Origin of the sequence: Pseudomonas chlororaphis subsp. aurantiaca (genome assembly GCF_013466605.1) — a bacterium.
In the GTDB taxonomy this organism is placed as follows: Bacteria; Pseudomonadota; Gammaproteobacteria; order Pseudomonadales; family Pseudomonadaceae; genus Aquipseudomonas; species Aquipseudomonas chlororaphis_I.
The window spans coordinates 809,361-835,598 of sequence record NZ_CP059162.1; the positions used below are offsets into that span (position 1 = coordinate 809,361).

A 26,238-nucleotide genomic window follows, 5' to 3' on the forward strand; every position below is an offset into this window, starting at 1 on the left:
CCGGTCGACGCTCGATTGCCCGCGACAGCGTCCGTATGGACGCTGCCTAACGCCCCGCCTGCCACGGCTGTCCCAGCGACACCGGCGCATACAGGCGGGTGCGCAGCGCATCCCGGGACAGCAGCACCAGCACCAGGATGGTCGCGGCATACGGCAGCATCGCCAGCAGGTTCGAGGGAATCGCCAAGCCCAGGCCCTGCGCCACCAGATGCAGGATGCTGGCGAGGCCGAACAGGTAGGCGCCGAGCAGCAGGCGCCACACTCGCCAGCTGGCGAACACCACCAGCGCCAGGGCGATCCAGCCGCGACCGGCGCTCATGTTTTCCGCCCACATCGGTGTGTAGGCCAGGGACAGGTAAGCCCCGGCCAGGCCGGCCATGGCGCCGCCGAACAGCACCGCCAGGGTGCGTACCCGCAGCACCGGCAGGCCCATGGCGCTGGCCGCGTCGGGGTTTTCGCCGACCGCCTGGATGATCAGGCCGACCCGGCTTTTCAGGATCACCCAGGCCACCAGGGCGAACAGGACAAAGGACAGGTAGACCAGCAGGTCCTGGGCAAACAGCATGCGTCCGATCAGCGGGATTTCGCTCAGCAGCGGAATCGCCATGGGCTCGAATCCGGCCAGGGGTTTACCGACCCAGCTGGCGCCGACGAAACTCGACAGCCCGACACCAAAGATGGTCAGGGCCAGGCCGGTGGCCACCTGATTGGCGTTGAACACCAGCGCCACCAGGGCGAACAGCGATGACAGCAGCATGCCGGCGAGCATCGCCAGCAGTACGCCGAGCCACAGGTTGCCGCTGTTCAGGGCGACGATAAAGCCGATCACCGCGCCAAACAGCATCATGCCTTCCTGGCCGAGGTTGAGGACGCCGCTCTTTTCGCAGATCAGTTCGCCCAGGGCCACCAGCAGCAGCGGCGTACCGCAGCGGATCATGGCGTAGAAAATATTGCTCAACAGATCGATATCCATCACAGCGCTCCTGCCTGTACGGAAGGATTGGCGGCGCGACGTGCCCAACGCAGGTTCAGGCGCGGCCGATAGAGAATCAGCACGTCACTGGCCAGCAGGAAGAACAGCATCATGCCCTGGAACAACTGGGTGATGGCTTGCGGCAGGTTGAGGCTCATCTGCGCGTTCTCGCCACCGATGTACAGCAGCGCCATCAGCAGGCTGGAAAACAGAATGCCGATGGGGTGCAGGCGGCCGAGAAAGGCCACGGTGATCGCCGCATAGCCATAGCCGGGCGACACCTGGGGCACCAGTTGGCCGATGGGACCGGTGACTTCGCACACCCCGGCCAGGCCGGCCAGCCCACCGCTGATCATCAGCGCCAGCCAGATCAGGCGTTTCTCGCGAAAACCGACGAAGCCGGCGGCGCGCTTGTCCAGGCCCAGCACCTTGATCTGGAAACCGACGAAGCTCTTTTGCAGCAGCACCCACACCGCCACCAGGGCCAGCAGGGCGAAATACACCCCGGCATGCACCCGGCCATCTTCCAGGAGCAGGGGCAGGCGGCTGGCATCACCGAACATCGCCGACTCGGGGAAGTTGAACCCGGCCGGGTCTTTCAGCGGCCCGTGCACGCAGTACAGCAGCAGGTTCAGGGCGATGTAGTTGAGCATGATGCTGGTGAGGATTTCATTGGCATTGAAGTGTGTGCGCAACCAGGCGGTGAGGCCGGCCCAGGCGGCGCCGGCCAGGGTGCCGGTGAGCAGGATCAGCACCAGCGCCCAGCGGCTTTGCAGGTCGATGATGTTCACCGCCAGCGCGCTGCCGGCCAGGGCGCCGAGCAGCAATTGGCCTTCGGCGCCGATGTTCCAGATCCGCGCCTGATACGCCACGGCCAGGCCGAGGGCACAGAGCAGGATCGGCAGTGCCTTGACCAGCAGTTCGGAGACGCCATACAGGTCGCTGATCGGGGCGATCAGCAAGGTGTGCAAGGTTTCCAGCGGGTCGTGGCCCAGGGCGATGAACAGCAGCGAGCCACAGCCCAGGGTCAGGACCGCGGCCAGCAGCGGCGAGCACCAGAGCATCAGGCGCGATTGCTGGCCGCGGGGTTCGAGAGAAAGCAGCATAAATAAAGAGCTCCGTTACGCGGGCTGAGCAGATAAATGGACGGGGGTATCGAACTGGCCGGCCATCCAGCCGCCGACCTCGATCAGGCTGGTGTCCGCGGTGGCCTTGAGCGCCGACAGGCGACCGCCGCACAGGGCCGCCAGGCGATCGCTGATCTGGAACAGTTCATCGAGGTCTTCGGAGATCACCAGGATCGCCGCGCCCGCATCGCGCAGGGCCACCAGGGCCCGGTGGATAGTCGCGGCGGCGCCGACGTCGACGCCCCAGGTCGGGTGCGCGGCGATCAGCAGCCTGGGGCGCTGGAGGATTTCCCGGCCGAGGATGAATTTCTGCAGGTTGCCGCCGGACAGGCTGCGGGCGGCGGTCTGGCTGTCCGGAGTTTTCACCGCAAAGCGGCGGATGATGTCTTCGGCCAGGGCCAGCACCTTGCCGCGCTGGATCAGGCCTTTGCTCACCAGCCCTTGCTGGAAGGCGGTCAGCAGGGCGTTGTCGGCCAGGCTCAGTTCCGGCACGGCGCCGTGGCCCAGGCGCTCGGCCGGGACGAACGCCAGGCCCAGCCCGCGACGGGCGTCGGGGCGCAGGTGGGCGACGGCTTGCCCGGCGAAGCGCAGGGTGGCGCCTTGGGCGCGGCCAAGGCGCTGTTCGCCGCTGAGCAGGGCCAGCAGTTCGTCCTGGCCGTTGCCGGCGACCCCGGCGATGCCGACGATTTCCCCGCTGCGCACGTCCAGGTCGATGTCCTTGAGCGAGCAGCCGAACGGGTCCGGGTTGGGCCATGACAGCTTCTGGACTTGCAGGAAGGCGTCGCCGCCCTTGGCTTTCGGATAATCGGTGATCAGGCCCGCGGCTTCGCCGACCATCAGCCGCGCCAGTTCCTGGTCCGAGCATTGCGCGGGTATGCAGTGCCCGGCAACCCGGCCGCCGCGCAGCACCGTGGCGCTGTGGCACAGGGCGCGGACTTCGCCGAGCTTGTGGCTGATGAACAGAATGCTGCAACCCTCGCTGGCCAGGCGGCGCAGGGTGACGAACAGTTCGTCGGCCTCCTGGGGCGTCAGCACCGAGGTCGGTTCGTCGAGGATCAGCAGGCGGATGTCCTGCATCAGGCAGCGAATGATCTCCACCCGCTGGCGCTCGCCGATGGACAGGCTGTGCACCAGGCGTTCCGGCTCCAGGGCCATGCCGTAGCGCTGCGAAACCTGGCGGATCTTCGGCTCCAGCTGCTTCGGCGTGCCGGCTGCGGCGCCCATGGCCAGGGCGATGTTCTGCGCCACGGTCAGGGTCTCGAACAGCGAGAAATGCTGGAACACCATGCCGATCCCCAGGCTGCGCGCCTGGGCCGGATTGCGCATGAGCTGATGCTGCCCCTGCCAGATCAGCTCGCCCGAGTCGGCCTGGGTCACCCCGTAGATGATCTTCATCAGGGTGCTTTTGCCGGCGCCGTTTTCACCGAGCAGGGCATGGATCTCCCCGGGCTGGATACTCAGGTCGATCCCGTCGTTGGCCAGGCAACCGGGATAACGCTTGGTGATCCTGCACAGTTGCAGGCGGGGTGTTGTATCGGGGATGGGTACAGGGTTTGGCATGACGGACTCGGGTTGCTGAACGTTATGCCGGTGGACAAAGCAATTTCCTGGCCAGGGAGTCAGGAAATTTCCGGGGCCCCGATGAACTGCGGTCTCGTGCACCCTTTGCTCGTTCCCTGCGCCTGCACTTGGCACCAGTTCAGGGCAAGGTGGTTGAAAAGGCTGCGGTTTGCCCGAACGAGGCTGGTCGAAAAATGATCAGGTTCCTGCAAGCCTTGCCGTATCGGCGGCTGGCGCAGCCTTGCACGGGTTATCCACAGCTTGCTCCACAGTATTTGTGTGCAAGCCCAAAGGTTGGGCATAAGCACTGTGTGGCTTTCTTCTAAAAGCGATAAACCGAGCTAACTTTCTGTTTTAACTTGAAAAATTTATTTTTGGCGAGCAATTGGACGAAAAGTGAGCAACCGCCGCAAAGCCACGTTGCAAAAGGGTTACAGGCGAGTGTGCTCAGGTTATCCACAGTCGGGTGCACAGCAGGTGTGGGCAAGTCGGCTATCCACCGGGCCGTTGTGCACAGGATGATTTCCAGGCGTGGGTGCGTATTGGTGCACTCAACGCTGCAAGAGGATGCGCCCGCGGCTCAGGTCGGCCAGCTGGCTTTGCAGGGTGGCGATCTGGCTTTCGCCCAGGGCCAGTTGCAGTTCTACGCCGTTGGCCGTGAACTGCTCCTCGACCAGCAGCCCGCCGAGTTCGGCGAGCCGCAGCTTGACCAGTGCCAGTTCACTGAAACTGCAGGCGCAACGCAGGGCTACGCGGCTGATCAGTTCGATGCATTCGGCGCCTTGCAGGCACTTGTTGGCGCTGCCGCCATAGGCGCGGGCCAGGCCGCCGGTGCCCAGTTGAATGCCGCCGTACCAGCGAATCACCAGCACCGCGACCTGATCGCAATCCTGGGCCTCGATGGCCGCGAGGATCGGCCGGCCGGCGGTGCCGCCAGGCTCGCCGTCGTCACTGCTGCGGTATTGGTCGGCGAGCTTCCAGGCCCAGCAGTTGTGGGAGGCGTTGAGATCGCTGTGCTGTTCGATAAAGGCCTGGGCCTCGGCCGCGCTGTTGATCGGTGCGGCGAGGGCGATAAAGCGGCTTTTGCGAATTTCTTCGCGGTATTCGCAAAGGCCGGCGAGGGTAAAGGGCATGCGCTGTGTTCTTTATAAGGCAGGCTTGAGGCCGCAACCCTTGAGGATGATGCGGATCAGGTTGTTGCCGGCGTCTTCCATGTCCTGCTTGGTCAGCTTGCTGCGACCGGTGACGCGGCAGATCTGGGTGGCGAAGTCAGCGTAATGCTGGGTGCTGCCCCACAGCAGGAAGATCAGGTGCACCGGGTCCACCGGGTCCATCTTGCCGGCATCGATCCAGGCCTGGAACACCGCGGCGCGCCCCTGGAACCAGGCGCGGTAGTCCTGGCTGAAGTATTCGCTGAGGCATTCGCCGCCGCTGATGATCTCCATGGCGAAGATCCGTGAGGCCTGCGGCTGGCGCCGGGAGAACTCCATCTTCGCGCGGATGTAGCGGCTCAGCGCTTCAGCCGGATCGTCGTCGGCGGTCAGGGTGTTGAAGGTGCTGTCCCACAGCTCGAGGATGTTGCTCAGCACCGCGACATACAGCCCAAGCTTGTTGGTGAAGTAGTAGTGCAGGTTGGCCTTGGGCAGGCCGGCATTCTGCGCGATGGTGTTCATGCTGGTGCCTTTGAAACCGTGACGGGCGAACTCGTCTTCGGCGGCCTTGATGATCGCTTCTTCGTTTTTCTGGCGAATACGGCTGGCGGGCTTGGCGGTTTGAGGGCCGGCGTGGGCTGGGACTTCAAGGGTCATAGGCGTTTCCGAGCTGTTCTGTGGGTGCAACCAGTGCGTTGATAGCGCACCCACAGGCCTCAGACAAGTCTTAATGGGCAGAAAACCCTCAAAGCGGTTCCAGGGTGTCGCTTTCGCGAGCCGGATTTGCGCTACGCAGCGCGGCCCGGTCTTCCGGCAGCAACAGGCACATGAGGATCGTGGTCAGGCCGCCGCTGGTGATCGCCGAGTCGAACAGGTTCTGCACCACCTTGGGCAACAGATGCAGCAGGTTCGGTTGCGCCGCGATCCCCAGGCCGACGCCGAAGGAGGTGGCGATGATCAGCATACTGCGTCGGTCCAGCGGCGCCTGGGCGAGGATGCGCACGCCGGCCGCGGCGACGCTGCCGAACATCACCAGCGTCGCGCCGCCCAGCACTGGCTTGGGGATTTGTTGCAGCACCGCGCCGATCAGTGGAAACAGGCCCAGGCAGAACAGCAGCAGGCCGATATACAGCCCGACATGGCGGCTGGCCACGCCGGTCAGCTGAATCACCCCGTTGTTCTGGGCGAAGGTGGTGTTGGGGAAGGCGCTGAAGGTCGCGGCGATCATGCAACTGACGCCGTCGCCGAGGATGCCGCCCTTGAGCCGGCTTATATAAGAAGGGCCGCTGATGGGCTGGCGGGCGAGCATGCAGTTGGCGGTCAGGTCGCCGACGGTTTCGATGGTGCTGATCAGGTAGATCAGCGCCACGGGCAGGAACGCCGTCCAGTCGAAGCTGAAGCCGAAGCGGAAGGGCGTCGGTAGGCTGACCAGCGGCAGGTCGGGTAATGCCTGGGGCACCAGCTTGCCGCTGAACCAGGCGGCGAGGCTGCCCAGGGCCAGGCCGATGATGATCGCCGACAGCCGTACCCAGGGCGTGTTCGAGCGGTTCAGCAGGATGATCGTCAACAGCACGAACAGCCCCAGCGCCAGATTGCCCGGCGCGCCGAAATCCGCGGCATTGAAGCCGCCACCCAGGTCGGTGATGCCGACCTTGATCAAGCTGACGCCGATCAGGGTGATCACGATGCCGGTGACCAGCGGCGTGATGACCCGGCGCAATTGGCCGATGAAGCGACTCAGGACGATCTGCACCGCCGCGCCGAAAAAACATACGCCGAAAATCATCGCCAGGATGTCTTCCGGGCTACCGCCCCGTTGCTTGACCAGAAAACCCGCGGACAGCACTGCGCCGAGGAAGGCGAAGCTGGTGCCTTGCAGGCAGATCATCCCCGCGCCGATCCCGAATGGCCGGCGTGCCTGGATGAAGGTGCCGACGCCGGAAACCATCAGCGCCATGCTGATCAGGTAGGGGAGGTAGGTGCCCAGGCCCAGGGCTGAGCCGATCACCAGCGGCGGGGTGATGATGCCGACGAAACTCGCCAGCACATGCTGCAGGGCGGCGAGTATCGCGGCGAGCGGTTTCGGGCGATCGTCGAGGCCGTAGATCAGATCGCTTTGGCGGGAGGTGTCTGGTTGCATGGACTGGGAACTCAGGGCTGACGGTTCAAGGTCGTCGTGTCCTGCAAAAAGCTGTCCAGGTGCTCAGGTTATTATGGGTGATTACCGTTATGGGCCAATGGAAGCTGAGCTTTTATGGCTCCGTCGGTTTTTTCAGCGGGTGGCCGCCAGGCTGTCCAGGAAGCTTTCCAGCACCAAATGGGGGCGACGGCCCTTGCGTGTGACCGAGGCCAGGCTCAGGTCATAAAAACGTGAGGCGGGTTTGAGCGCGCGCAGTCGCCCTTGCTGGACCCAGAGGCTGGCGTAGTGGTCCGGCAGGTAACCGATGTAGCGTCCGGTGAGGATCAGGAACGCCATGCCTTCGCGGTCCGAAGCGCTGGCGGTGCAATTGAGCGCCTGGTAATGGGCCTGGATCTCGGCGGGCAGGCGAAAGGTCGGGGCGATGGCGTCCTGCTCGTTGAGGCGCCGATCGTCCAGTTGCTTGTCGTCGACATAAAACAGCGGGTGGCCGACGGCGCAGTAAAGCAGCGAGCGCTCGCTGTACAGCGGCTGGTATTCCAGCCCGGACAAGGCGCTGGCCTGGGGCACCACGCCGACATGCAGGCGACCGTCGAGCACCCCTTGTTCGACTTCGTTGGGGGCGATCATGCGGATCTGGATCTGCACGTCCGGGCCGCGTTCCTTCAGTTGGGCCAGGGCATGGGTGATGCGCATGTGGGGCAGGGTGACCAGGTTGTCGGTCAGGCCGATGATCAGCTCGCCCCGCAGGTGACGGTGCAGGCCGTTGACCTCGGTGCGAAAACTTTCCAGGGCGCTCAACAATTGCAGGGCCGATTGATACACCTCGCGACCCTCTTCGGTCAGCGAGAAGCCAGCGCGGCCGCGTTGGCACAGGCGCAGGCCGAGGCGTTGCTCGAGGTCGCTCATCTGCTGGCTGATGGCCGAGCGGCCAATGCCGAGCACGGTTTCCGCGGCGGAAAAGCCACCGCACTCGACCACGCTGCGAAAGATCCGCAGCAGGCGGATATCAAAGTCGCTGACTTGCGCCAGCGGGTCGGCGCGACGGCTGCTCATAGTTTAGTGAACCACTGCCTGAAGGTTATAAAAGTTGGATTTCACCGACTTTATAGCCGTGGCAACTTAGCTGCAACAACGCTTTCCGATCCCTGCGCCGCTTATTGCCCTGCGAGGTTTTGCCCCATGAACATGCATGAAAACGCTCCAGCTTCCCTGGCCAGCCAGCTCAAGCTCGATGCTCACTGGATGCCCTACACCGCCAACCGCAACTTCCAGCGCGATCCACGTCTGATCGTCGCCGCCGAAGGCAGCTGGCTGGTCGACGACAAGGGCCGCAAGGTTTATGACTCGCTGTCCGGCCTGTGGACCTGTGGTGCCGGCCACACCCGCAAGGAAATCCAGGAAGCGGTGGCCAAGCAACTGGGCACTCTCGATTACTCGCCGGGCTTCCAGTACGGCCACCCGCTGTCGTTCCAGCTGGCCGAGAAAATCACCGCGCTGACCCCGGGCAACCTGAACCATGTGTTCTTCACCGACTCCGGTTCCGAATGCGCCGATACCGCGGTGAAAATGGTGCGCGCCTACTGGCGCCTGAAAGGCCAGTCGACCAAGACCAAGATGATCGGCCGTGCCCGTGGCTATCACGGCGTGAACATTGCCGGCACCAGCCTCGGCGGGGTCAACGGCAACCGTAAACTGTTCGGCCAGGCGATGATGGATGTCGACCACCTGCCGCACACCCTGCTGGCAAGCAACGCGTTCTCCCGCGGTATTCCGGAGCAGGGCGGTATCGCCCTGGCCGACGAGCTGCTCAAGCTGATCGAATTGCATGACGCCTCCAACATCGCCGCGGTGTTCGTCGAGCCGCTGGCCGGTTCCGCTGGCGTGCTGGTGCCGCCACAGGGTTACCTCAAGCGCCTGCGGGAAATCTGCGACCAGCACAACATCCTGCTGGTGTTCGACGAAGTAATCACCGGTTTCGGCCGTACCGGCAAGATGTTCGGTGCCGACAGCTTTGGCGTGACCCCGGACCTGATGTGCATCGCCAAGCAAGTTACCAACGGTGCGATTCCGATGGGCGCGGTGATTGCCAGCTCCGAGATCTACCAGACCTTCATGAACCAGCCGACCCCTGAGTACGCGGTGGAGTTCCCCCACGGCTACACCTACTCGGCGCACCCGGTGGCCTGCGCGGCCGGCCTGGCGGCACTGGATCTGCTGCAGAAGGAAAACCTGGTGCAGAGCGTCGCTGAGGTGGCGCCGCATTTCGAGAAGGCGCTGCACGGCATCAAGGGTGCGAAGAATGTCATCGACATCCGTAACTTCGGCCTGGCCGGTGCCATCCAGATTGCTCCGCGGGATGGCGATGCCATCGTGCGTCCGTTCGAAGCGGGCATGGCGCTGTGGAAAGCCGGTTTCTATGTACGCTTCGGCGGCGACACCCTGCAGTTCGGCCCGACCTTCAACAGCAAGCCGCAGGATCTGGACCGTCTGTTCGATGCCGTCGGCGAAGTGCTGAACAAGCTCGACTGATTCCTCCCTCTATATATAAGTACAAACAGCAGGCGCCCCTTGGCGGGCGCCTGTGGACAACTTCAGGAGTTCCCCGATGAGCGTTATCCCGCATTTGATCAATGGTGAACTGGTGACCGAGAGCGGTCGCGCGGTCGATGTGTTCAACCCGTCCACCGGTCAGGCGATCCACAAGCTACCGCTGGCCAGCCGCGAAACCATCCAGAGCGCCATCGATGCCGCCAAGGCTGCTTTCCCGGCCTGGCGCAATACGCCACCGGCCAAGCGTGCCCAGGTGATGTTCCGCTTCAAGCAACTGCTGGAGCAGAACGAGTCGCGCATCGCCCAGCTGATCAGCGAAGAACATGGCAAGACCCTGGAAGACGCCGCCGGTGAGCTCAAGCGTGGTATCGAAAACGTCGAGTTCGCCTGTGCCGCTCCGGAAATCCTCAAGGGTGAGTACAGCCGCAACGTCGGCCCGAACATCGATGCCTGGTCCGACTTCCAGCCGCTGGGCGTGGTTGCCGGCATCACCCCGTTCAACTTCCCGGCGATGGTGCCGCTGTGGATGTATCCGCTGGCGATCGTCTGCGGCAACTGCTTCATCCTCAAGCCATCCGAGCGTGACCCGAGCTCGACCCTGCTGATCGCCCAGTTGCTGCTGGAAGCCGGCCTGCCGAAAGGCGTGCTGAGCGTGGTGCACGGCGACAAGGCCGCGGTGGATGCGCTGATCGAAGCACCGGAAGTCAAGGCACTGAGCTTCGTCGGTTCGACGCCGATTGCCGAATACATCTACGCCGAAGGCACCAAGCGCGGTAAGCGCGTACAGGCGCTGGGCGGGGCGAAGAACCACGCCGTGCTGATGCCGGATGCTGACCTGGACAACGCGGTCAGTGCTTTGATGGGCGCGGCCTATGGTTCCTGCGGCGAGCGCTGCATGGCGATCTCGGTTGCCGTGTGTGTCGGCGACCAGGTGGCCGATGCATTGGTGGCCAAGCTGGTACCGCAGATCAAGGCGCTGAAAATCGGTGCCGGCACTTCCTGTGGCCTGGACATGGGACCGCTGGTTACAGGTCAGGCGCGGGACAAGGTCAGCGGTTATGTCGAGGATGGCGTGAAGGCGGGCGCGAAGCTGGTGGTCGACGGTCGTGGCCTGAGTGTGCCGGGGCATGAAGAAGGCTTCTTCCTTGGTGGCTGCCTGTTCGATAACGTCACCCCGGAAATGCGCATCTATAAGGAAGAAATCTTCGGGCCGGTGTTGTGCGTCGTGCGGGTGAACAGCCTGGAAGAGGCCATGCAGCTGATCAACGATCACGAGTACGGCAATGGCACCTGCATCTTTACCCGTGACGGTGAAGCGGCGCGCCTGTTCTGTGACGAGATCGAAGTCGGGATGGTGGGCGTCAACGTACCGCTGCCAGTTCCGGTGGCTTACCACAGCTTCGGCGGCTGGAAGCGTTCGCTGTTTGGCGACCTGCATGCCTACGGTCCGGACGGCGTGCGTTTCTATACCCGTCGCAAGGCGATCACTCAGCGTTGGCCACAGCGTGCCAGCCATGAAGCATCGCAGTTCGCCTTCCCTAGCTTGTAATAAGTAGAAGGGTATTAAAGGCCGCCCCTTGGGGGGCGGCTTTTGCTTTTAAGGGCGGTTTTGATCGATATGACATATTTGTGAAAATAAGTGTTGACGGCAGATTCTGGAAGTCTATAATTCGCCCCAATTCCGGCGCAGTCGAAACGGAAAACTCCTTGAGATTCAACGAGTTACGCAGTTTTCGACAGCGGTTGCGCTTCAGTTCATCGAAGCCCGAAGGAGTTGGTAAGGTGTCTTGTTTTCGCCTTGTTGACGGTTCGATCTTCTCGGTCGAAAGCGGAGAAAAAGAGGTGTTGACAGCAGCGTGTAACGCTGTAGAATTCGCCTCCCGCTGACGAGAGATCGGAAGCGCAAGTGGTTGAAGTTGCAAAGGAAACTTTGAAAACTTCTTAAAATAACCGCTTGACAGATACAGGGGCTGCTGTAGAATGCGCGCCTCGGTTGAGACGAAAGACTTGACCAACCGCTCTTTAACAACTGAATCAAGCAATTCGTGTGGGTGCTTGTGGAGTCAGACTGATAGTCAAAAAGATTATCAGCATCACAAGTTGCTCCGCGAGAAATCAAAGATGTAACCAACGATTGCTGAGCCAAGTTTAGGGTTTTCTCAAAACCCAAAGATGTTTGAACTGAAGAGTTTGATCATGGCTCAGATTGAACGCTGGCGGCAGGCCTAACACATGCAAGTCGAGCGGTAGAGAGAGGCTTGCTTCTCTTGAGAGCGGCGGACGGGTGAGTAATGCCTAGGAATCTGCCTGGTAGTGGGGGATAACGTCCGGAAACGGACGCTAATACCGCATACGTCCTACGGGAGAAAGCAGGGGACCTTCGGGCCTTGCGCTATCAGATGAGCCTAGGTCGGATTAGCTAGTTGGTGAGGTAATGGCTCACCAAGGCGACGATCCGTAACTGGTCTGAGAGGATGATCAGTCACACTGGAACTGAGACACGGTCCAGACTCCTACGGGAGGCAGCAGTGGGGAATATTGGACAATGGGCGAAAGCCTGATCCAGCCATGCCGCGTGTGTGAAGAAGGTCTTCGGATTGTAAAGCACTTTAAGTTGGGAGGAAGGGTACTTACCTAATACGTGAGTATTTTGACGTTACCGACAGAATAAGCACCGGCTAACTCTGTGCCAGCAGCCGCGGTAATACAGAGGGTGCAAGCGTTAATCGGAATTACTGGGCGTAAAGCGCGCGTAGGTGGTTCGTTAAGTTGGATGTGAAATCCCCGGGCTCAACCTGGGAACTGCATCCAAAACTGGCGAGCTAGAGTATGGTAGAGGGTGGTGGAATTTCCTGTGTAGCGGTGAAATGCGTAGATATAGGAAGGAACACCAGTGGCGAAGGCGACCACCTGGACTGATACTGACACTGAGGTGCGAAAGCGTGGGGAGCAAACAGGATTAGATACCCTGGTAGTCCACGCCGTAAACGATGTCAACTAGCCGTTGGGAGCCTTGAGCTCTTAGTGGCGCAGCTAACGCATTAAGTTGACCGCCTGGGGAGTACGGCCGCAAGGTTAAAACTCAAATGAATTGACGGGGGCCCGCACAAGCGGTGGAGCATGTGGTTTAATTCGAAGCAACGCGAAGAACCTTACCAGGCCTTGACATCCAATGAACTTTCCAGAGATGGATTGGTGCCTTCGGGAACATTGAGACAGGTGCTGCATGGCTGTCGTCAGCTCGTGTCGTGAGATGTTGGGTTAAGTCCCGTAACGAGCGCAACCCTTGTCCTTAGTTACCAGCACGTTATGGTGGGCACTCTAAGGAGACTGCCGGTGACAAACCGGAGGAAGGTGGGGATGACGTCAAGTCATCATGGCCCTTACGGCCTGGGCTACACACGTGCTACAATGGTCGGTACAGAGGGTTGCCAAGCCGCGAGGTGGAGCTAATCCCATAAAACCGATCGTAGTCCGGATCGCAGTCTGCAACTCGACTGCGTGAAGTCGGAATCGCTAGTAATCGCGAATCAGAATGTCGCGGTGAATACGTTCCCGGGCCTTGTACACACCGCCCGTCACACCATGGGAGTGGGTTGCACCAGAAGTAGCTAGTCTAACCTTCGGGAGGACGGTTACCACGGTGTGATTCATGACTGGGGTGAAGTCGTAACAAGGTAGCCGTAGGGGAACCTGCGGCTGGATCACCTCCTTAATCGACGACATCAGCTGCTTCATAAGCTCCCACACGAATTGCTTGATTCATTGAAGAAGACGATTGGGTCTGTAGCTCAGTTGGTTAGAGCGCACCCCTGATAAGGGTGAGGTCGGCAGTTCGAATCTGCCCAGACCCACCAATTACTGGTGCACCCTGTAGCGATACGGGGCCATAGCTCAGCTGGGAGAGCGCCTGCCTTGCACGCAGGAGGTCAGCGGTTCGATCCCGCTTGGCTCCACCATTACAGATTGGTGTCCATCGTTTAAAGCTTAGAAATGAGCATTCCGCTAAAGTGGCGATGAATGTTGATTTCTGATCTTTATCAGAATCGTTCTTTAAAAATTTGGGTATGTGATAGAAAGATAGACTGGATAGCACTTTCACTGGTGTTTATTCAGGCTAAGGTAAAATTTGTGAGTTTAATCGCGAATTTTCGGCGAATGTCGTCTTCACAGTATAACCAGATTGCTTGGGGTTATATGGTCAAGTGAAGAAGCGCATACGGTGGATGCCTTGGCAGTCAGAGGCGATGAAAGACGTGGTAGCCTGCGAAAAGCTTCGGGGAGTCGGCAAACAGACTTTGATCCGGAGATGTCTGAATGGGGGAACCCAGCCATCATAAGATGGTTATCTTGTACTGAATACATAGGTGCAAGAGGCGAACCAGGGGAACTGAAACATCTAAGTACCCTGAGGAAAAGAAATCAACCGAGATTCCCTTAGTAGTGGCGAGCGAACGGGGACTAGCCCTTAAGTGGCTTTGAGATTAGCGGAACGCTCTGGAAAGTGCGGCCATAGTGGGTGATAGCCCTGTACGCGAAAGTCTCTTAGTCATGAAATCGAGTAGGACGGAGCACGAGAAACTTTGTCTGAATATGGGGGGACCATCCTCCAAGGCTAAATACTACTGACTGACCGATAGTGAACTAGTACCGTGAGGGAAAGGCGAAAAGAACCCCGGAGAGGGGAGTGAAATAGATCCTGAAACCGTATGCGTACAAGCAGTGGGAGCAGACTTTGTTCTGTGACTGCGTACCTTTTGTATAATGGGTCAGCGACTTATATTCAGTGGCGAGCTTAACCGAATAGGGGAGGCGTAGCGAAAGCGAGTCTTAATAGGGCGTTTAGTCGCTGGGTATAGACCCGAAACCGGGCGATCTATCCATGGGCAGGTTGAAGGTTAGGTAACACTGACTGGAGGACCGAACCGACTACCGTTGAAAAGTTAGCGGATGACCTGTGGATCGGAGTGAAAGGCTAATCAAGCTCGGAGATAGCTGGTTCTCCTCGAAAGCTATTTAGGTAGCGCCTCATGTATCACTGTAGGGGGTAGAGCACTGTTTCGGCTAGGGGGTCATCCCGACTTACCAAACCGATGCAAACTCCGAATACCTACAAGTGCCGAGCATGGGAGACACACGGCGGGTGCTAACGTCCGTCGTGAAAAGGGAAACAACCCAGACCGTCAGCTAAGGTCCCAAAGTTATGGTTAAGTGGGAAACGATGTGGGAAGGCTTAGACAGCTAGGAGGTTGGCTTAGAAGCAGCCACCCTTTAAAGAAAGCGTAATAGCTCACTAGTCGAGTCGGCCTGCGCGGAAGATGTAACGGGGCTCAAACCATACACCGAAGCTACGGGTATCACGTAAGTGATGCGGTAGAGGAGCGTTCTGTAAGCCTGTGAAGGTGAGTTGAGAAGCTTGCTGGAGGTATCAGAAGTGCGAATGCTGACATGAGTAACGACAATGGGTGTGAAAAACACCCACGCCGAAAGACCAAGGTTTCCTGCGCAACGTTAATCGACGCAGGGTTAGTCGGTCCCTAAGGCGAGGCTGAAAAGCGTAGTCGATGGAAAACAGGTTAATATTCCTGTACTTCTAGTTATTGCGATGGAGGGACGGAGAAGGCTAGGCCAGCTTGGCGTTGGTTGTCCAAGTTTAAGGTGGTAGGCTGGAATCTTAGGTAAATCCGGGGTTCTAAGGCCGAGAGCTGATGACGAGTTACCTTTCAGGTGACGAAGTGGTTGATGCCATGCTTCCAAGAAAAGCTTCTAAGCTTCAGATAACTAGGAACCGTACCCCAAACCGACACAGGTGGTTGGGTAGAGAATACCAAGGCGCTTGAGAGAACTCGGGTGAAGGAACTAGGCAAAATGGCACCGTAACTTCGGGAGAAGGTGCGCCGGTGAGGGTGAAGGACTTGCTCCGTAAGCCCATGCCGGTCGAAGATACCAGGCCGCTGCGACTGTTTATTAAAAACACAGCACTCTGCAAACACGAAAGTGGACGTATAGGGTGTGACGCCTGCCCGGTGCCGGAAGGTTAATTGATGGGGTTAGCTAACGCGAAGCTCTTGATCGAAGCCCCGGTAAACGGCGGCCGTAACTATAACGGTCCTAAGGTAGCGAAATTCCTTGTCGGGTAAGTTCCGACCTGCACGAATGGCGTAACGATGGCGGCGCTGTCTCCACCCGAGACTCAGTGAAATTGAAATCGCTGTGAAGATGCAGTGTATCCGCGGCTAGACGGAAAGACCCCGTGAACCTTTACTATAGCTTTGCACTGGACTTTGAATTTGCTTGTGTAGGATAGGTGGGAGGCTTTGAAGCGTGGACGCCAGTTCGCGTGGAGCCATCCTTGAAATACCACCCTGGCAACTTTGAGGTTCTAACTCAGGTCCGTCATCCGGATCGAGGACAGTGTATGGTGGGTAGTTTGACTGGGGCGGTCTCCTCCTAAAGAGTAACGGAGGAGTACGAAGGTGCGCTCAGACCGGTCGGAAATCGGTCGTAGAGTATAAAGGCAAAAGCGCGCTTGACTGCGAGACAGACACGTCGAGCAGGTACGAAAGTAGGTCTTAGTGATCCGGTGGTTCTGTATGGAAGGGCCATCGCTCAACGGATAAAAGGTACTCCGGGGATAACAGGCTGATACCGCCCAAGAGTTCATATCGACGGCGGTGTTTGGCACCTCGATGTCGGCTCATCACATCCTGGGGCTGAAGCCGGTCCCAAGGGTATGGCTGTTCGCCATTTAAAGTGGTACGCGAGCTGGGTTTAGAACGTCGTGAGACAGTTCGGTCCCTATCTGCCGTGGACGTTTGAGATTTGAGAGGGGCTGCTCCTAGTACGAGAGGACCGGAGTGGACGAACCTCTGGTGTTCCGGTTGTCACGCCAGTGGCATTGCCGGGTAGCTATGTTCGGAAAAGATAACCGCTGAAAGCATCTAAGCGGGAAACTTGCCTCAAGATGAGATCTCACTGGAACCTTGAGTTCCCTAAAGGGCCGTCGAAGACTACGACGTTGATAGGTTGGGTGTGTAAGCGCTGTGAGGCGTTGAGCTAACCAATACTAATTGCCCGTGAGGCTTGACCATATAACACCCAAGCAATTTGCTTAAGAGCGAATTGCGGTGTGTGAAGACGAAACGAACCGAAAGTTCGAGAAAACACACAAAGCTATTACATACCCAATTTGCTGAAACGTCGAAAGACGAGTCGGCACACCGAATTTCTTGACGACCATAGAGCATTGGAACCACCTGATCCCATCCCGAACTCAGAAGTGAAACGATGCATCGCCGATGGTAGTGTGGGGTTTCCCCATGTGAGAGTAGGTCATCGTCAAGATTAAATTCCGAAACCCCAATTGCGAAAGCAGTTGGGGTTTTGTTTTTGTGCGACAAAAAATGCCTCATCCTCCGCAACACTCATGTTGGTCCTCTCAGCTGTCACCTCTGCGTGACAGTGCTAAGGTTCGGCCCTAGCTTTTGCATTTTCCAAGGAAGCCCTTATGCCGGACGCCACGTCCCTCAGCGCTGGTTTTATGGTGGTTCACGGTAACCGCCTGGACGAGTTGCGCAGCCTGGTGGTCAGCTGGATGCGGCGTTATCCCTTGGCGCCGCTGGAGAATGAGATCGCCCTGGTCCAGAGCAACGGCATTGCCCAATGGCTGAAACTGGCACTGGCTGAGGATCCCGAGGAAGACGACATGGGCGGCTGCGGCATCGCCGCCGCCATCGACGTGCAACTTCCCGGCAGTTTCATGTGGCAGCTCTATCGCATGGTGCTGGGACGCGATGAAATCCCGCCCAAGTCCCTGCTGGATAAAGCGCCGCTGACCTGGCGTCTGATGCGGCTCTTGCCCGAGCTGATCGATCAGCCGCACTTCGAACCGCTACGACGTTTCCTCACTCACGACACGGATCTGCGCAAGCGCTATCAATTGGCCGAGCGCCTGGCTGACCTGTTCGACCAATATCAGGTCTATCGCGCCGACTGGCTGGAAGACTGGGCCGCAGGACGTCACCAACTGCGCAGTGCTCGAGGCGAGCCCAAGGCCCTGACCCCCGCCAACTGCTGGCAGGCCGAACTGTGGCGTGCGTTGTTGCTGGATGTGGGGGAAGAGGGCATGGCGCAGAGTCGCGCCGGCGTTCACCAACGTTTTATTGAACGTATTCTCAACCTGGAAACGGCGCCACAAGAGTTGCCCTCGCGAGTGATCGTTTTCGGGATTTCCTCCCTGCCGGCACAAGCCCTTGAAGCCCTGGCCGGATTGGCCCGCTTCAGCCAGGTCCTGTTGTGTGTACACAACCCGTGTCGTCACCATTGGGCGGATATCGTCGCCGACAAGGACCTGTTGCGCCATCAATACAAACGTCAGGCGCGCAAGGCGGGAATGCCAACGGTGCTCGACCCGCAGACCCTGCATCAGTATGCCCACCCGCTGCTCGCCGCCTGGGGTAAACAGGGCCGCGACTACATCAACCTGCTCGACAGCTACGACGATCCCAACAGCTATCGCTCAGCCTTTCGCGACGGCCGTATCGACCTGTTCAGCGAGAGTCAGCCGCAGACCCTGCTGAACCAACTGCAGGACGATATTCTCGAATTGCGCCCGCTGGAGGAGACCTGCCAGTTATGGCCGGCGGTCGATCTGCAGCAGGACAAGTCGATCCGTTTTCACATTGCCCACAGTGCCCAGCGCGAAGTGGAAATTCTCCACGACCAACTGCTCGCGCGCTTCAGTGAGGACCCGGAATTACGTCCGCGGGATGTGATCGTGATGGTCCCGGACATCGACAGCTACGCGCCGCATATTCGCGCGGTCTTCGGTCAGCTGGAGCGTGACGATCGGCGTTTCATTCCGTTCACCCTGACGGACCAGGGCCAACGTGGCCGCGATCCATTGTTGATTGCCGTGGAGCATTTGCTCAAGCTGCCGGACAGCCGTTTCCCCGTCAGCGAAATCCTCGACCTGCTGGATGTCCCGGCATTACGCGCGCGCTTTGGTGTAGACGAAGCCGATCTGCCGACCTTGCATCGCTGGATCGAAGGCGCCGGCATCCGCTGGGGCATGAACGCGGATCAACGAGCCGACCTGGGACTGCCGGAAGAGCTGGAGCAGAACAGCTGGCGTTTCGGTCTGCGCCGCATGTTGCTGGGTTACGCCGTGGGACGCTCCGATGCCTGCGAGGGAATCGAGCCTTACGATGAGATTGGTGGCCTGGATGCGGCATTGATCGGGCCGTTGGTGGCTTTGCTCGATGCGCTGGAGACGGCGTATCAGAACCTTACCTTACCGGCTTCGCCGCCGCAGTGGGGCGAGCGCCTGCAAGCACTCACACAGCAGTTCTTCCTGGCCAGTACCGAGCATGACGACTACCTGCTGAGCCAACTCGAAGACTTGCGCGAAACCTGGCTGGAAACCTGCGAGTCGGTCGGCCTGCACGATGAGCTGCCGCTGACGGTGGTCCGCGAGGCCTGGCTGGCGGGCCTGGACCAGGGGCGCTTGTCTCAGCGCTTCCTGGCGGGTGCGGTGAACTTTTGCACGCTGATGCCGATGCGCGCGATTCCATTCAAGCTGGTATGCCTGCTGGGGATGAACGACGGCGACTACCCGCGGGCACAACCGCCGCTGGACTTCGACTTGATGGGCAGCGACTACCGCCCCGGTGACCGCTCGCGGCGTGAAGACGACCGTTACCTGCTGCTGGAGGCGTTGCTTTCGGCGCGGGATCAACTGTATGTCAGTTGGGTCGGTCGCAGCATTCGCGACAACAGTGAACGTCCGGCCTCGGTACTGATTGGCCAGTTGCGCGATCACCTGGCCAGTGGCTGGAAGCTAGCGAATGACCAGGACGACCTGCTCCGCGCCATGACCCAGGAACATCCATTGCAGCCTTTCAGTGCCCGCTATTTCCATGAGGGCGATGGACTGTTCAGTTATGCCCGGGAGTGGCAGCTGTTGCACCAGCCCCAAGCGGCTCCTCAAGCGCTCGAGCCTCTGGCGCCCTATGTCCAGGAGGAGCCTTTAAGCCTGGGGCAGTTGCAGGACTTCCTGCGCAACCCGGTGCGGCATTTCTTCAGCCAGCGCCTCAAGGTGTTCTTCGAGGCGGCCGACGCGCCCTTGGCCGACGAAGAGCCTTTTGTGCTCGACGCGTTGCAACGCTACAGCCTGAGCGACAGTCTGCTGGAGGCGGCGTTGAACAGTGCCGATGATCCGGACCAGGCCTTGCAGGCCCAGGCGCAGCGGCTACAGGCCAGCGGCTTGCTGCCCATGGCCGGTTTTGGCGAGAGCCTGCAAAGAGAACTGATCGAGCCCTTGCCGGATCTGCTGATGCGCTATCGGCAATTGCTGGAGTTATGGCCAACCCCCGTCACCAGCGCTCTGCCGATTAGCCTTGAACTCAATGAGGTGAAACTCGAAGGTTGGTTGAGTGGCCTGCACCAACGCAGCGATGGTGGGTTGCTGTCGGTCACCACTATCCCCAACAGCATTGGCTCGCCCAAGACCCGCAAATGGCATCGCCTGACCCGGCCCTGGGTCAATCACCTGGTGGCCTGTGCCAGTGGCTATACCTTGACCACCGCGCTGGTGGCCAGCGACGACACCTTATTGTTGTCACCTCTGGACCGCGAGTCGGCACTGCAAAGCCTGGGCGATCTGTTGCTGGCCTGGCAGGCGGGCATGCGCCAGCCGCTGCCGGTAGCCGTGAAAACCGCTTTTGCCTGGCTGGGCCAGAGCGACCCGGGCAAGGCCGAAGCCGTGGCGCGCAAAGCTTATGAAGGCGACGGCCAGACCAGCGATGGCGAGTGTCGGGAAAGCCCGGCCCTGGCGCGCCAGTACCCGGACTACAACGCGTTGATCGCCGATGAAACCTTCAGCGGCTGGGTTGAGGCGCTGTACCGCCCACTGTTGCAGGCGCCCTGGCGCTCCGCGGCCAATGGGGAGGCTGACGCATGACCCGGCAAGCACCTTTGGCCCTGGCGTTCCCGCTACGGGGCAGCCAACTGATCGAAGCCAGCGCCGGTACTGGCAAGACCTTTACCATCTCGGCACTCTACCTGCGCCTGGTGCTGGGACACGGCGGCGAGCTGGCCGGGTTCGGTCGCGAGTTGCTACCACCGCAGATTCTGGTGGTGACCTTCACCGATGCGGCGACCAAGGAACTGCGCGAACGGATCCGCACCCGCCTGGCTGAAGCCGCGCGCTTCTTCCGCGAGGAAACCACCGCGCCCGACGCCTTGATTGCCGAGTTGCGCGATCAGTTCGCCGCCGAGCAATGGCCGGGTTGCGCCAGCCGCCTGGATATCGCCGCGCAATGGATGGACGAGGCCGCAGTCTCGACCATCCACAGTTGGTGCCAGCGCATGTTGCGCGAGCACGCGTTCGACAGCGGCAGCCTGTTTACCCAGACCCTGGAAACCGACCACAGCGATCTGCTGGGTGAAGTGCTGCGCGATTACTGGCGCCTGTTTTGCTACCCGATGCAGGGCGACGCACTGAACTGGGTACGGGCCAACTGGGGCGGACCCGCGGCCTTGCTGCCGAGGGTGCGTGCGCTGTTTGGCAGCGAGCGTGAAGTGGATCAGGAGCAAACTCCGGCGCAACTGATCGAAGCTTGTCTTTTGGAACGACGCGCCGCCCTGGTGCAGCTCAAGGCACCCTGGCAGCAATGGGCTGCAGAGCTGCGGGAGATCTGCTTGCAGGGTGTCGCCAGCAAGGCGGTCGATGGCCGCAAGATGCAGGCGCGTTACTTCGAGCCCTGGTTCGAAAAGATCACCGCCTGGGCCGAAGACGAGGCCATAGAGCAACTGGATATCGGCACCGGCTTCAGCCGCCTGACCCCCGAAGGCATGGCTGAGGCCTGGAAGGGCGATGCCCCGGATCATCCTGCGTTGGAGGCCATGGCCGGGCTCAAGGCCGCGCTCGATGCCCTGCCGAGCCCCGATGCTGCGGTGTTGCAACACGCCGCGCGTTGGGTCGGCGCGCGTTTCGAAGAGGAAAAGCGCCGGCGGGCCGAGATGGGCTTCGACGACATGCTGCTGCGCCTTGACGCCGCGTTGCAGGCCGAGGGTGGCGAGCGGCTGGCGACGCTGATTCGCGAGCAGTTCCCGGTAGCCCTGATCGACGAATTCCAGGACACCGACCCGGTGCAGTACCGGATCTTCGAAAGCATCTACCGCATCGAGGACAACAATCCCGAGACCGGCCTGTTCCTGATCGGCGACCCCAAGCAGGCGATCTACGCCTTCCGCGGGGCGGACATTTACACCTACCTGCGCGCTCGCCAGGCCACCAGCGGCCGCTTGCATACCCTGGGCACCAACTTTCGTTCCGGCCACGCCATGGTCAAGGCGGTGAACCACGTATTCGAGCGTGCCGAATCCCGTGAGCAAGGGCGCGGCGCGTTCCTGTTCCGGGAGAAAAACGGAGAGAACCCGGTACCGTTCCTGGCGGTGGCATCCCAAGGGCGCAAAGAGCAGTTACAGAGAGAGGGGCAGGTGGTGCCGGCGCTGAATATCTGGCACCTGCCCACGGAGCAAGCCATTTCCGGTGCGTTGTACCGGCAGCAACTGGCGGCGGCCTGCGCCAGCGAAATCGTCGCCTTGCTCAACGGCGGGCAGCAGGCCAGCGCCGGCTTCGCCCGCGACGGCCAGCCCTTCAAGGGGCTGCTGCCGGCGGACATCGCCATTCTGGTGCGCGATGGCAAGGAGGCTCAGGCCGTGCGTGGCGAGCTGGCCGCGCGCGGAGTGCGCAGCGTGTACCTGTCGGACAAGGACTCGGTGTTCGCCGCCCAGGAAGCCCACGACCTGCTGGCCTGGCTCAAGGCCTGTGCCGAGCCGGATATCGAGCGCCCGCTGCGCGCCGCGCTGGCCTCCATCACCCTGAACCTGCCGCTGGTGGAGCTGGAGCGCCTGAACCAGGACGAATTGGCCTGGGAAAGCCGGGTCATGCAGTTCCGCGGTTATCGCCTGATCTGGCGCACCCAGGGTGTGCTGCCGATGCTGCGGCGCCTGCTGCATGACTTCCAGTTGCCCCAGGCCTTGATCGCCCGCAGCGATGGCGAACGGGTGCTGACCAATCTGCTGCACTTGTCCGAACTGTTGCAGCAGGCGGCTGCCGAGCTGGACGGCGAACAAGCGCTGATTCGCCATCTGGCCGAGCACCTGGCCTTGTCCGGACAGGTTGGCGAAGAACAGATCCTGCGTCTGGAAAGCGACGAACAGCTGGTCAAGGTGGTGACCATCCACAAGTCCAAGGGTTTGGAGTACCCGCTGGTGTTCCTGCCGTTCATCTGTTCGGCCAAGCCGGTGGATGGCAGTCGCCTGCCGCTGCACTACCACGACGAATCGGGCAAGGCCCGGGTGACGCTGCGGCCGACCCCGGAGCTGATCGCCCAGGCCGACGACGAGCGTCTGGCCGAGGACCTGCGCCTGCTCTATGTGGCCCTGACCCGTGCCCAGCATGCCTGCTGGCTGGGTGTCGCCGACCTCAAGCGCGGCAACCACAACAGCTCGGTGTTGCACCTTTCTGCCTTGGGGTATCTGTTGGGCGGCGGTGCGCTGTTGAACGAGTCCAGTGGCCTGGCGCGCTGGCTGCAGGACCTGCAGCAAGGCTGCGAGGCCATGAGCGTCAGGGAAATGCCCAGCGCCACCGACAGCCGTTTCCATCCGCCACGCAACGACGCCACCCTGTTGGCGCCCCTGGTTCCCAAGCGGCGCGCCGCGGAAAACTGGTGGATCGCCTCCTATAGCGCCCTGCGTATCAGCGACAGCCTGGGTGCCGGTAGTACCGAGGCGCCGGAAAGCCCGCAGGCGCAGAAACTCTTTGACGACGAACGCCTTGACCCCGATGCCCCGCGTGAGGTCGTGGCCAGCGGCGCGGATATCCATCGTTTCCCCCGTGGGCCTAACCCGGGGACCTTCCTCCATGGCCTGCTGGAATGGGCCGGTGACGAGGGGTTTGCCGCCGACCCAGTTGCCATCGAGGACGCTATCGGCCGGCGCTGTAATCGCCGCGGTTGGGAAGGCTGGATTCGCACATTGAGCGACTGGTTGCGGCACCTGTTGCAACTGCCTTTGCCAGCCGGGGCGGGGCGGCCACCAGTGGTGCTCGCGCAGTTGAGCCAATACCGGGTCGAGATGGAATTCTGGTTCGCCAGCCACAAGGTCGACGTGCTCAAGCTCGACGAACTGGTGCGCCAGTACACCCATCAAGGCGTGCCGCGGGTGACCGCCGAACCGGTCCTGCTCAACGGCATGTTCAAGGGCTTTATCGACCTGACCTTCGAGCATGAAGGGCGCTATTACGTGGCCGACTACAAATCCAACTGGCTGGGCGTGGATGACGCCGCCTATACCGAGCAGGCCATGGAACAATCGATTCTCGACAACCGTTACGACCTGCAATACGTGCTGTACCTGCTGGCCCTGCATCGCCAGTTGCGTGCGCGCCTGGCGGACTACGATTACGACCGGCACATGGGCGGCGCCCTGTATCTGTTCTTGCGCGGCACGGGCTCGGCCAGCCGCGGCGTGTTTTTCACCCGGCCGCCCCGAGAGCTGATCGAGCGCCTGGACCGCCTGTTCCAGGGCAAGCCTGAGCAGCCCAGAGCCGAGCCGGCGTGGGAACAGGGAGTATTGCTGTGATCGATGATCTGCTGACGCCACTGGAACCCCAGCCCCAGTCCGACCTGGCGCCCCTGGTACGGGCCGCCGATCTACTGCTGTTGCTCGACCGTTGGGTCGAGCGCGGCTGGCTGCGTGCCCTGGACAAGGCTTTCGTAGGCTTGCTGCATGAGCTGGAGCCGCAAGGCGATCCGCTGGTACTGATGGCCGCGGCGTTGACCAGCCATCAACTGGGCCATGGTCATGTCTGCCTGGACCTGTTCGAAACCCTCAAGGAGCCGGATTTCGCCCTGTCCCTGCCGCCGGAAGGCGATCTGCAAAGCACCGCGGCGGTACTGCCGTCGCAGGTGCTGGCGACGCTGGACGGGGCGCACTGGTGCAAAGCCCTGGCGGCCAGTCGCCTGGTAGCGCTGGCGGCGGACCAGAGCGAGCAGGCCCGGCAGCGGCCTTTGGTGTTGTCGGGCAAGCGCCTGTATCTGCGCCGCTACTGGGCCTATGAGCGGCGCATCGACAATGCCTTGCGCCAGCGCCTGGCGGTGCAGGAGGAAACCCCCGCGGACCTGGCCGAGCGCCTCGGCGGCCTGTTCGGGGCGGCCAAGGCGACGGGGCCGGTCGACTGGCAGAAACTCGCCTGTGCGCTGGCCACCCGCGGCGCCTTCAGCATCATTACCGGCGGGCCGGGAACCGGTAAAACCACGACCGTGGTGCGCCTGCTGGCCTTGCTTCAGGCGCCGGCTGTCGAAGCCGGCAAGCCTTTGCGTATCCGCCTCGCGGCACCTACCGGCAAGGCGGCGGCGCGCCTGACCGAATCCATCAGCCTGCAAGTGCGCTCCCTGTCGGTCGACGACAGCGTGCGCGAGAAGATCCCCAGCGACGTGACCACGGTGCACCGGCTGCTGGGCAATCGTCCGGGCACCCGGCACTTCCGCCATCACGCGGGCAACCGCTTGCCGCTGGATGTGCTGGTGGTCGACGAAGCCTCGATGATCGACCTGGAGATGATGGCCAACCTGCTCGATGCGCTGCCCGTGCACGCGCGCCTGGTGTTGCTCGGCGACAAGGATCAACTGGCCTCAGTGGAAGCCGGTGCGGTGCTTGGCGATCTGTGCCGCGATGCCGAGGCCGGCTGGTACAGCCCGCAGACCCGCCGCTGGCTCGAGGCCGTCAGCGGCGAACAATTGGCGGACAGCGGTCTGCAGGAAGACAACGCCGGTACTCACCCGCTGGCCCAACAGGTGGTGATGCTGCGCCACTCCCGGCGTTTCGGCGAAGGCAGCGGTATCGGCCAGTTGGCACGCTGGGTCAACCAGCAGCAGGCCGAGGAAGCGCGCCGCCTGCTGGCCGCCCGCAGCCACGCCGACCTGTATGGCTTGAGCCTCAAGGGCGAGCAGGATCGCGCCCTGGAGCGCTTGCTGCTGGAGGGCCACGGTGACGGGCCGCAGGGTTACCGGCATTACCTGAGCCTGTTGCGTGGCCAGCGCCCACCCGCCGATACCGCGCTGGAAGATCCGCGCTGGACCGCCTGGGCCCGCGATGTGCTGCAGGCCTTCGACCAGTTCCAGTTGCTCTGCGCGGTGCGCAAGGGGCCTTGGGGTGTCGAGGGCTTGAACCAGCGGATCACCGCCTCCCTGTTCAAGGCGCGGCTGATCGAAAGCGATCAGCAGTGGTACGAAGGTCGTCCGGTGCTGATGACGCGCAACGATTACGGCCTGGGCCTGATGAATGGCGATATCGGCATTGCCTTGAAGCTGCCCGAGCACGAAGGCGGGCAGGACGGGCGGCGGGTACTGCGGGTGGCTTTCCCGCGCAACGACGGCCAGGGTGGCGTGCGTTTCGTGCTACCGAGCCGGCTCAATGATGTGGAAACCGTGTACGCCATGACCGTGCACAAATCCCAGGGCTCGGAATTCGCCCACACCGCGCTGATCCTGCCCGAGGCGCTGAACCCGGTGCTGACCAAGGAGCTGATCTACACCGGCATCACCCGGGCCAAGGACTGGTTCAGCCTGATCGAGCCGCGGGCCGGGGTATTCGAAGAGGCGGTGCGGCGCAAGGTCAAGCGGCTGAGCGGGTTGATGCTCGACCTGGGGTGAGCGCCGGGCCACTGGT

The 26,238-nt window shown here is 61.3% G+C and carries 13 protein-coding genes, 2 tRNA genes and 3 rRNA genes; 10 read left to right on the top strand and 8 right to left on the bottom strand.

The window, feature by feature from the left end; all coding sequences use genetic code 11:
- Window positions 1–46 precede the first annotated feature (46 nt).
- The 7 genes from H0I86_RS03565 to H0I86_RS03595 form a co-directional block, all read right to left on the bottom strand.
- Window positions 47–973: an ABC transporter permease gene (locus H0I86_RS03565; RefSeq protein WP_180924063.1), complete on the bottom strand. Its 927-nt coding sequence runs from the start codon at window positions 971–973 to the stop codon at window positions 47–49.
- Window positions 973–2,079, bottom strand: coding sequence for an ABC transporter permease (locus tag H0I86_RS03570; protein ID WP_180924064.1), 1,107 nt, complete (start codon window positions 2,077–2,079; stop codon window positions 973–975). The genes H0I86_RS03565 and H0I86_RS03570 overlap by 1 nt, the downstream gene beginning before the upstream one ends.
- Before the next feature lie 15 nt (window positions 2,080–2,094).
- Window positions 2,095–3,660: an ABC transporter ATP-binding protein gene (locus tag H0I86_RS03575; RefSeq protein ID WP_180924065.1), complete on the bottom strand. Its 1,566-nt coding sequence runs from the start codon at window positions 3,658–3,660 to the stop codon at window positions 2,095–2,097.
- Window positions 3,661–4,211: 551 nt separating this feature from the next.
- A complete protein-coding gene (locus H0I86_RS03580) occupies window positions 4,212–4,793 on the bottom strand; it encodes an IMPACT family protein (protein ID WP_124312746.1) in 582 nt (193 codons plus the stop codon).
- Window positions 4,794–4,805: 12 nt separating this feature from the next.
- Window positions 4,806–5,468: a TetR/AcrR family transcriptional regulator gene (locus H0I86_RS03585; protein ID WP_096372998.1), complete on the bottom strand. Its 663-nt coding sequence runs from the start codon at window positions 5,466–5,468 to the stop codon at window positions 4,806–4,808.
- Window positions 5,469–5,556: 88 nt separating this feature from the next.
- Complete coding sequence (locus tag H0I86_RS03590; RefSeq protein ID WP_180924066.1) at window positions 5,557–6,951, bottom strand: uracil-xanthine permease family protein; 1,395 nt, start codon at window positions 6,949–6,951, stop codon at window positions 5,557–5,559.
- Window positions 6,952–7,083: 132 nt separating this feature from the next.
- Window positions 7,084–8,004 (bottom strand): LysR family transcriptional regulator, encoded by a 921-nt coding sequence (locus H0I86_RS03595; RefSeq protein ID WP_009046837.1) that lies wholly within the window; start codon window positions 8,002–8,004, stop codon window positions 7,084–7,086.
- A 126-nt stretch (window positions 8,005–8,130) separates the two neighbouring features.
- On the opposite strand from H0I86_RS03595, the gene aptA reads away from it, so the two are divergent.
- On the top strand, window positions 8,131–9,480 hold the full coding sequence (gene aptA / locus H0I86_RS03600) for an omega-aminotransferase AptA (protein WP_009046838.1): 1,350 nt from the start codon (window positions 8,131–8,133) through the stop codon (window positions 9,478–9,480).
- A 76-nt stretch (window positions 9,481–9,556) separates the two neighbouring features.
- Complete coding sequence (locus H0I86_RS03605; RefSeq protein WP_007930704.1) at window positions 9,557–11,050, top strand: CoA-acylating methylmalonate-semialdehyde dehydrogenase; 1,494 nt, start codon at window positions 9,557–9,559, stop codon at window positions 11,048–11,050.
- Here the strand turns inward: H0I86_RS03605 and H0I86_RS32000 are convergent.
- Window positions 11,040–11,543: a hypothetical protein gene (locus H0I86_RS32000; RefSeq protein WP_258019391.1), complete on the bottom strand. Its 504-nt coding sequence runs from the start codon at window positions 11,541–11,543 to the stop codon at window positions 11,040–11,042. The two genes, H0I86_RS03605 and H0I86_RS32000, sit on opposite strands and share 11 nt — an antisense overlap.
- A gap of 136 nt (window positions 11,544–11,679) precedes the next feature.
- Between H0I86_RS32000 and H0I86_RS03615 the strand changes: the two genes are divergently transcribed.
- From H0I86_RS03615 to recD, 8 genes are all read left to right on the top strand, one after another.
- Window positions 11,680–13,216 (top strand): 16S ribosomal RNA (locus tag H0I86_RS03615).
- 65 nt (window positions 13,217–13,281) lie between these two features.
- Window positions 13,282–13,358 (top strand) — tRNA-Ile (locus H0I86_RS03620).
- A gap of 26 nt (window positions 13,359–13,384) precedes the next feature.
- Window positions 13,385–13,460 (top strand) — tRNA-Ala (locus H0I86_RS03625).
- 240 nt (window positions 13,461–13,700) lie between these two features.
- A 23S ribosomal RNA gene (locus tag H0I86_RS03630) occupies window positions 13,701–16,592 on the top strand.
- A gap of 137 nt (window positions 16,593–16,729) precedes the next feature.
- Window positions 16,730–16,845: ribosomal RNA gene (rrf, locus tag H0I86_RS03635) — 5S ribosomal RNA — on the top strand.
- The 16S, 23S and 5S rRNA genes sit together here with 2 tRNA genes alongside, the layout of an rRNA operon.
- Window positions 16,846–17,008: 163 nt before the next feature.
- Window positions 17,009–20,461, top strand: a complete 3,453-nt coding sequence (gene recC / locus H0I86_RS03640) for an exodeoxyribonuclease V subunit gamma (RefSeq protein WP_180924067.1) — start codon at window positions 17,009–17,011, stop codon at window positions 20,459–20,461.
- Complete coding sequence (recB, locus tag H0I86_RS03645; protein WP_180924068.1) at window positions 20,458–24,150, top strand: exodeoxyribonuclease V subunit beta; 3,693 nt, start codon at window positions 20,458–20,460, stop codon at window positions 24,148–24,150. The genes recC and recB overlap by 4 nt, the downstream gene beginning before the upstream one ends.
- Window positions 24,147–26,222, top strand: a complete 2,076-nt coding sequence (recD, locus tag H0I86_RS03650; protein WP_124354574.1) for an exodeoxyribonuclease V subunit alpha — start codon at window positions 24,147–24,149, stop codon at window positions 26,220–26,222. The genes recB and recD overlap by 4 nt, the downstream gene beginning before the upstream one ends.
- The last annotated feature ends 16 nt before the right edge of the window (window positions 26,223–26,238 follow it).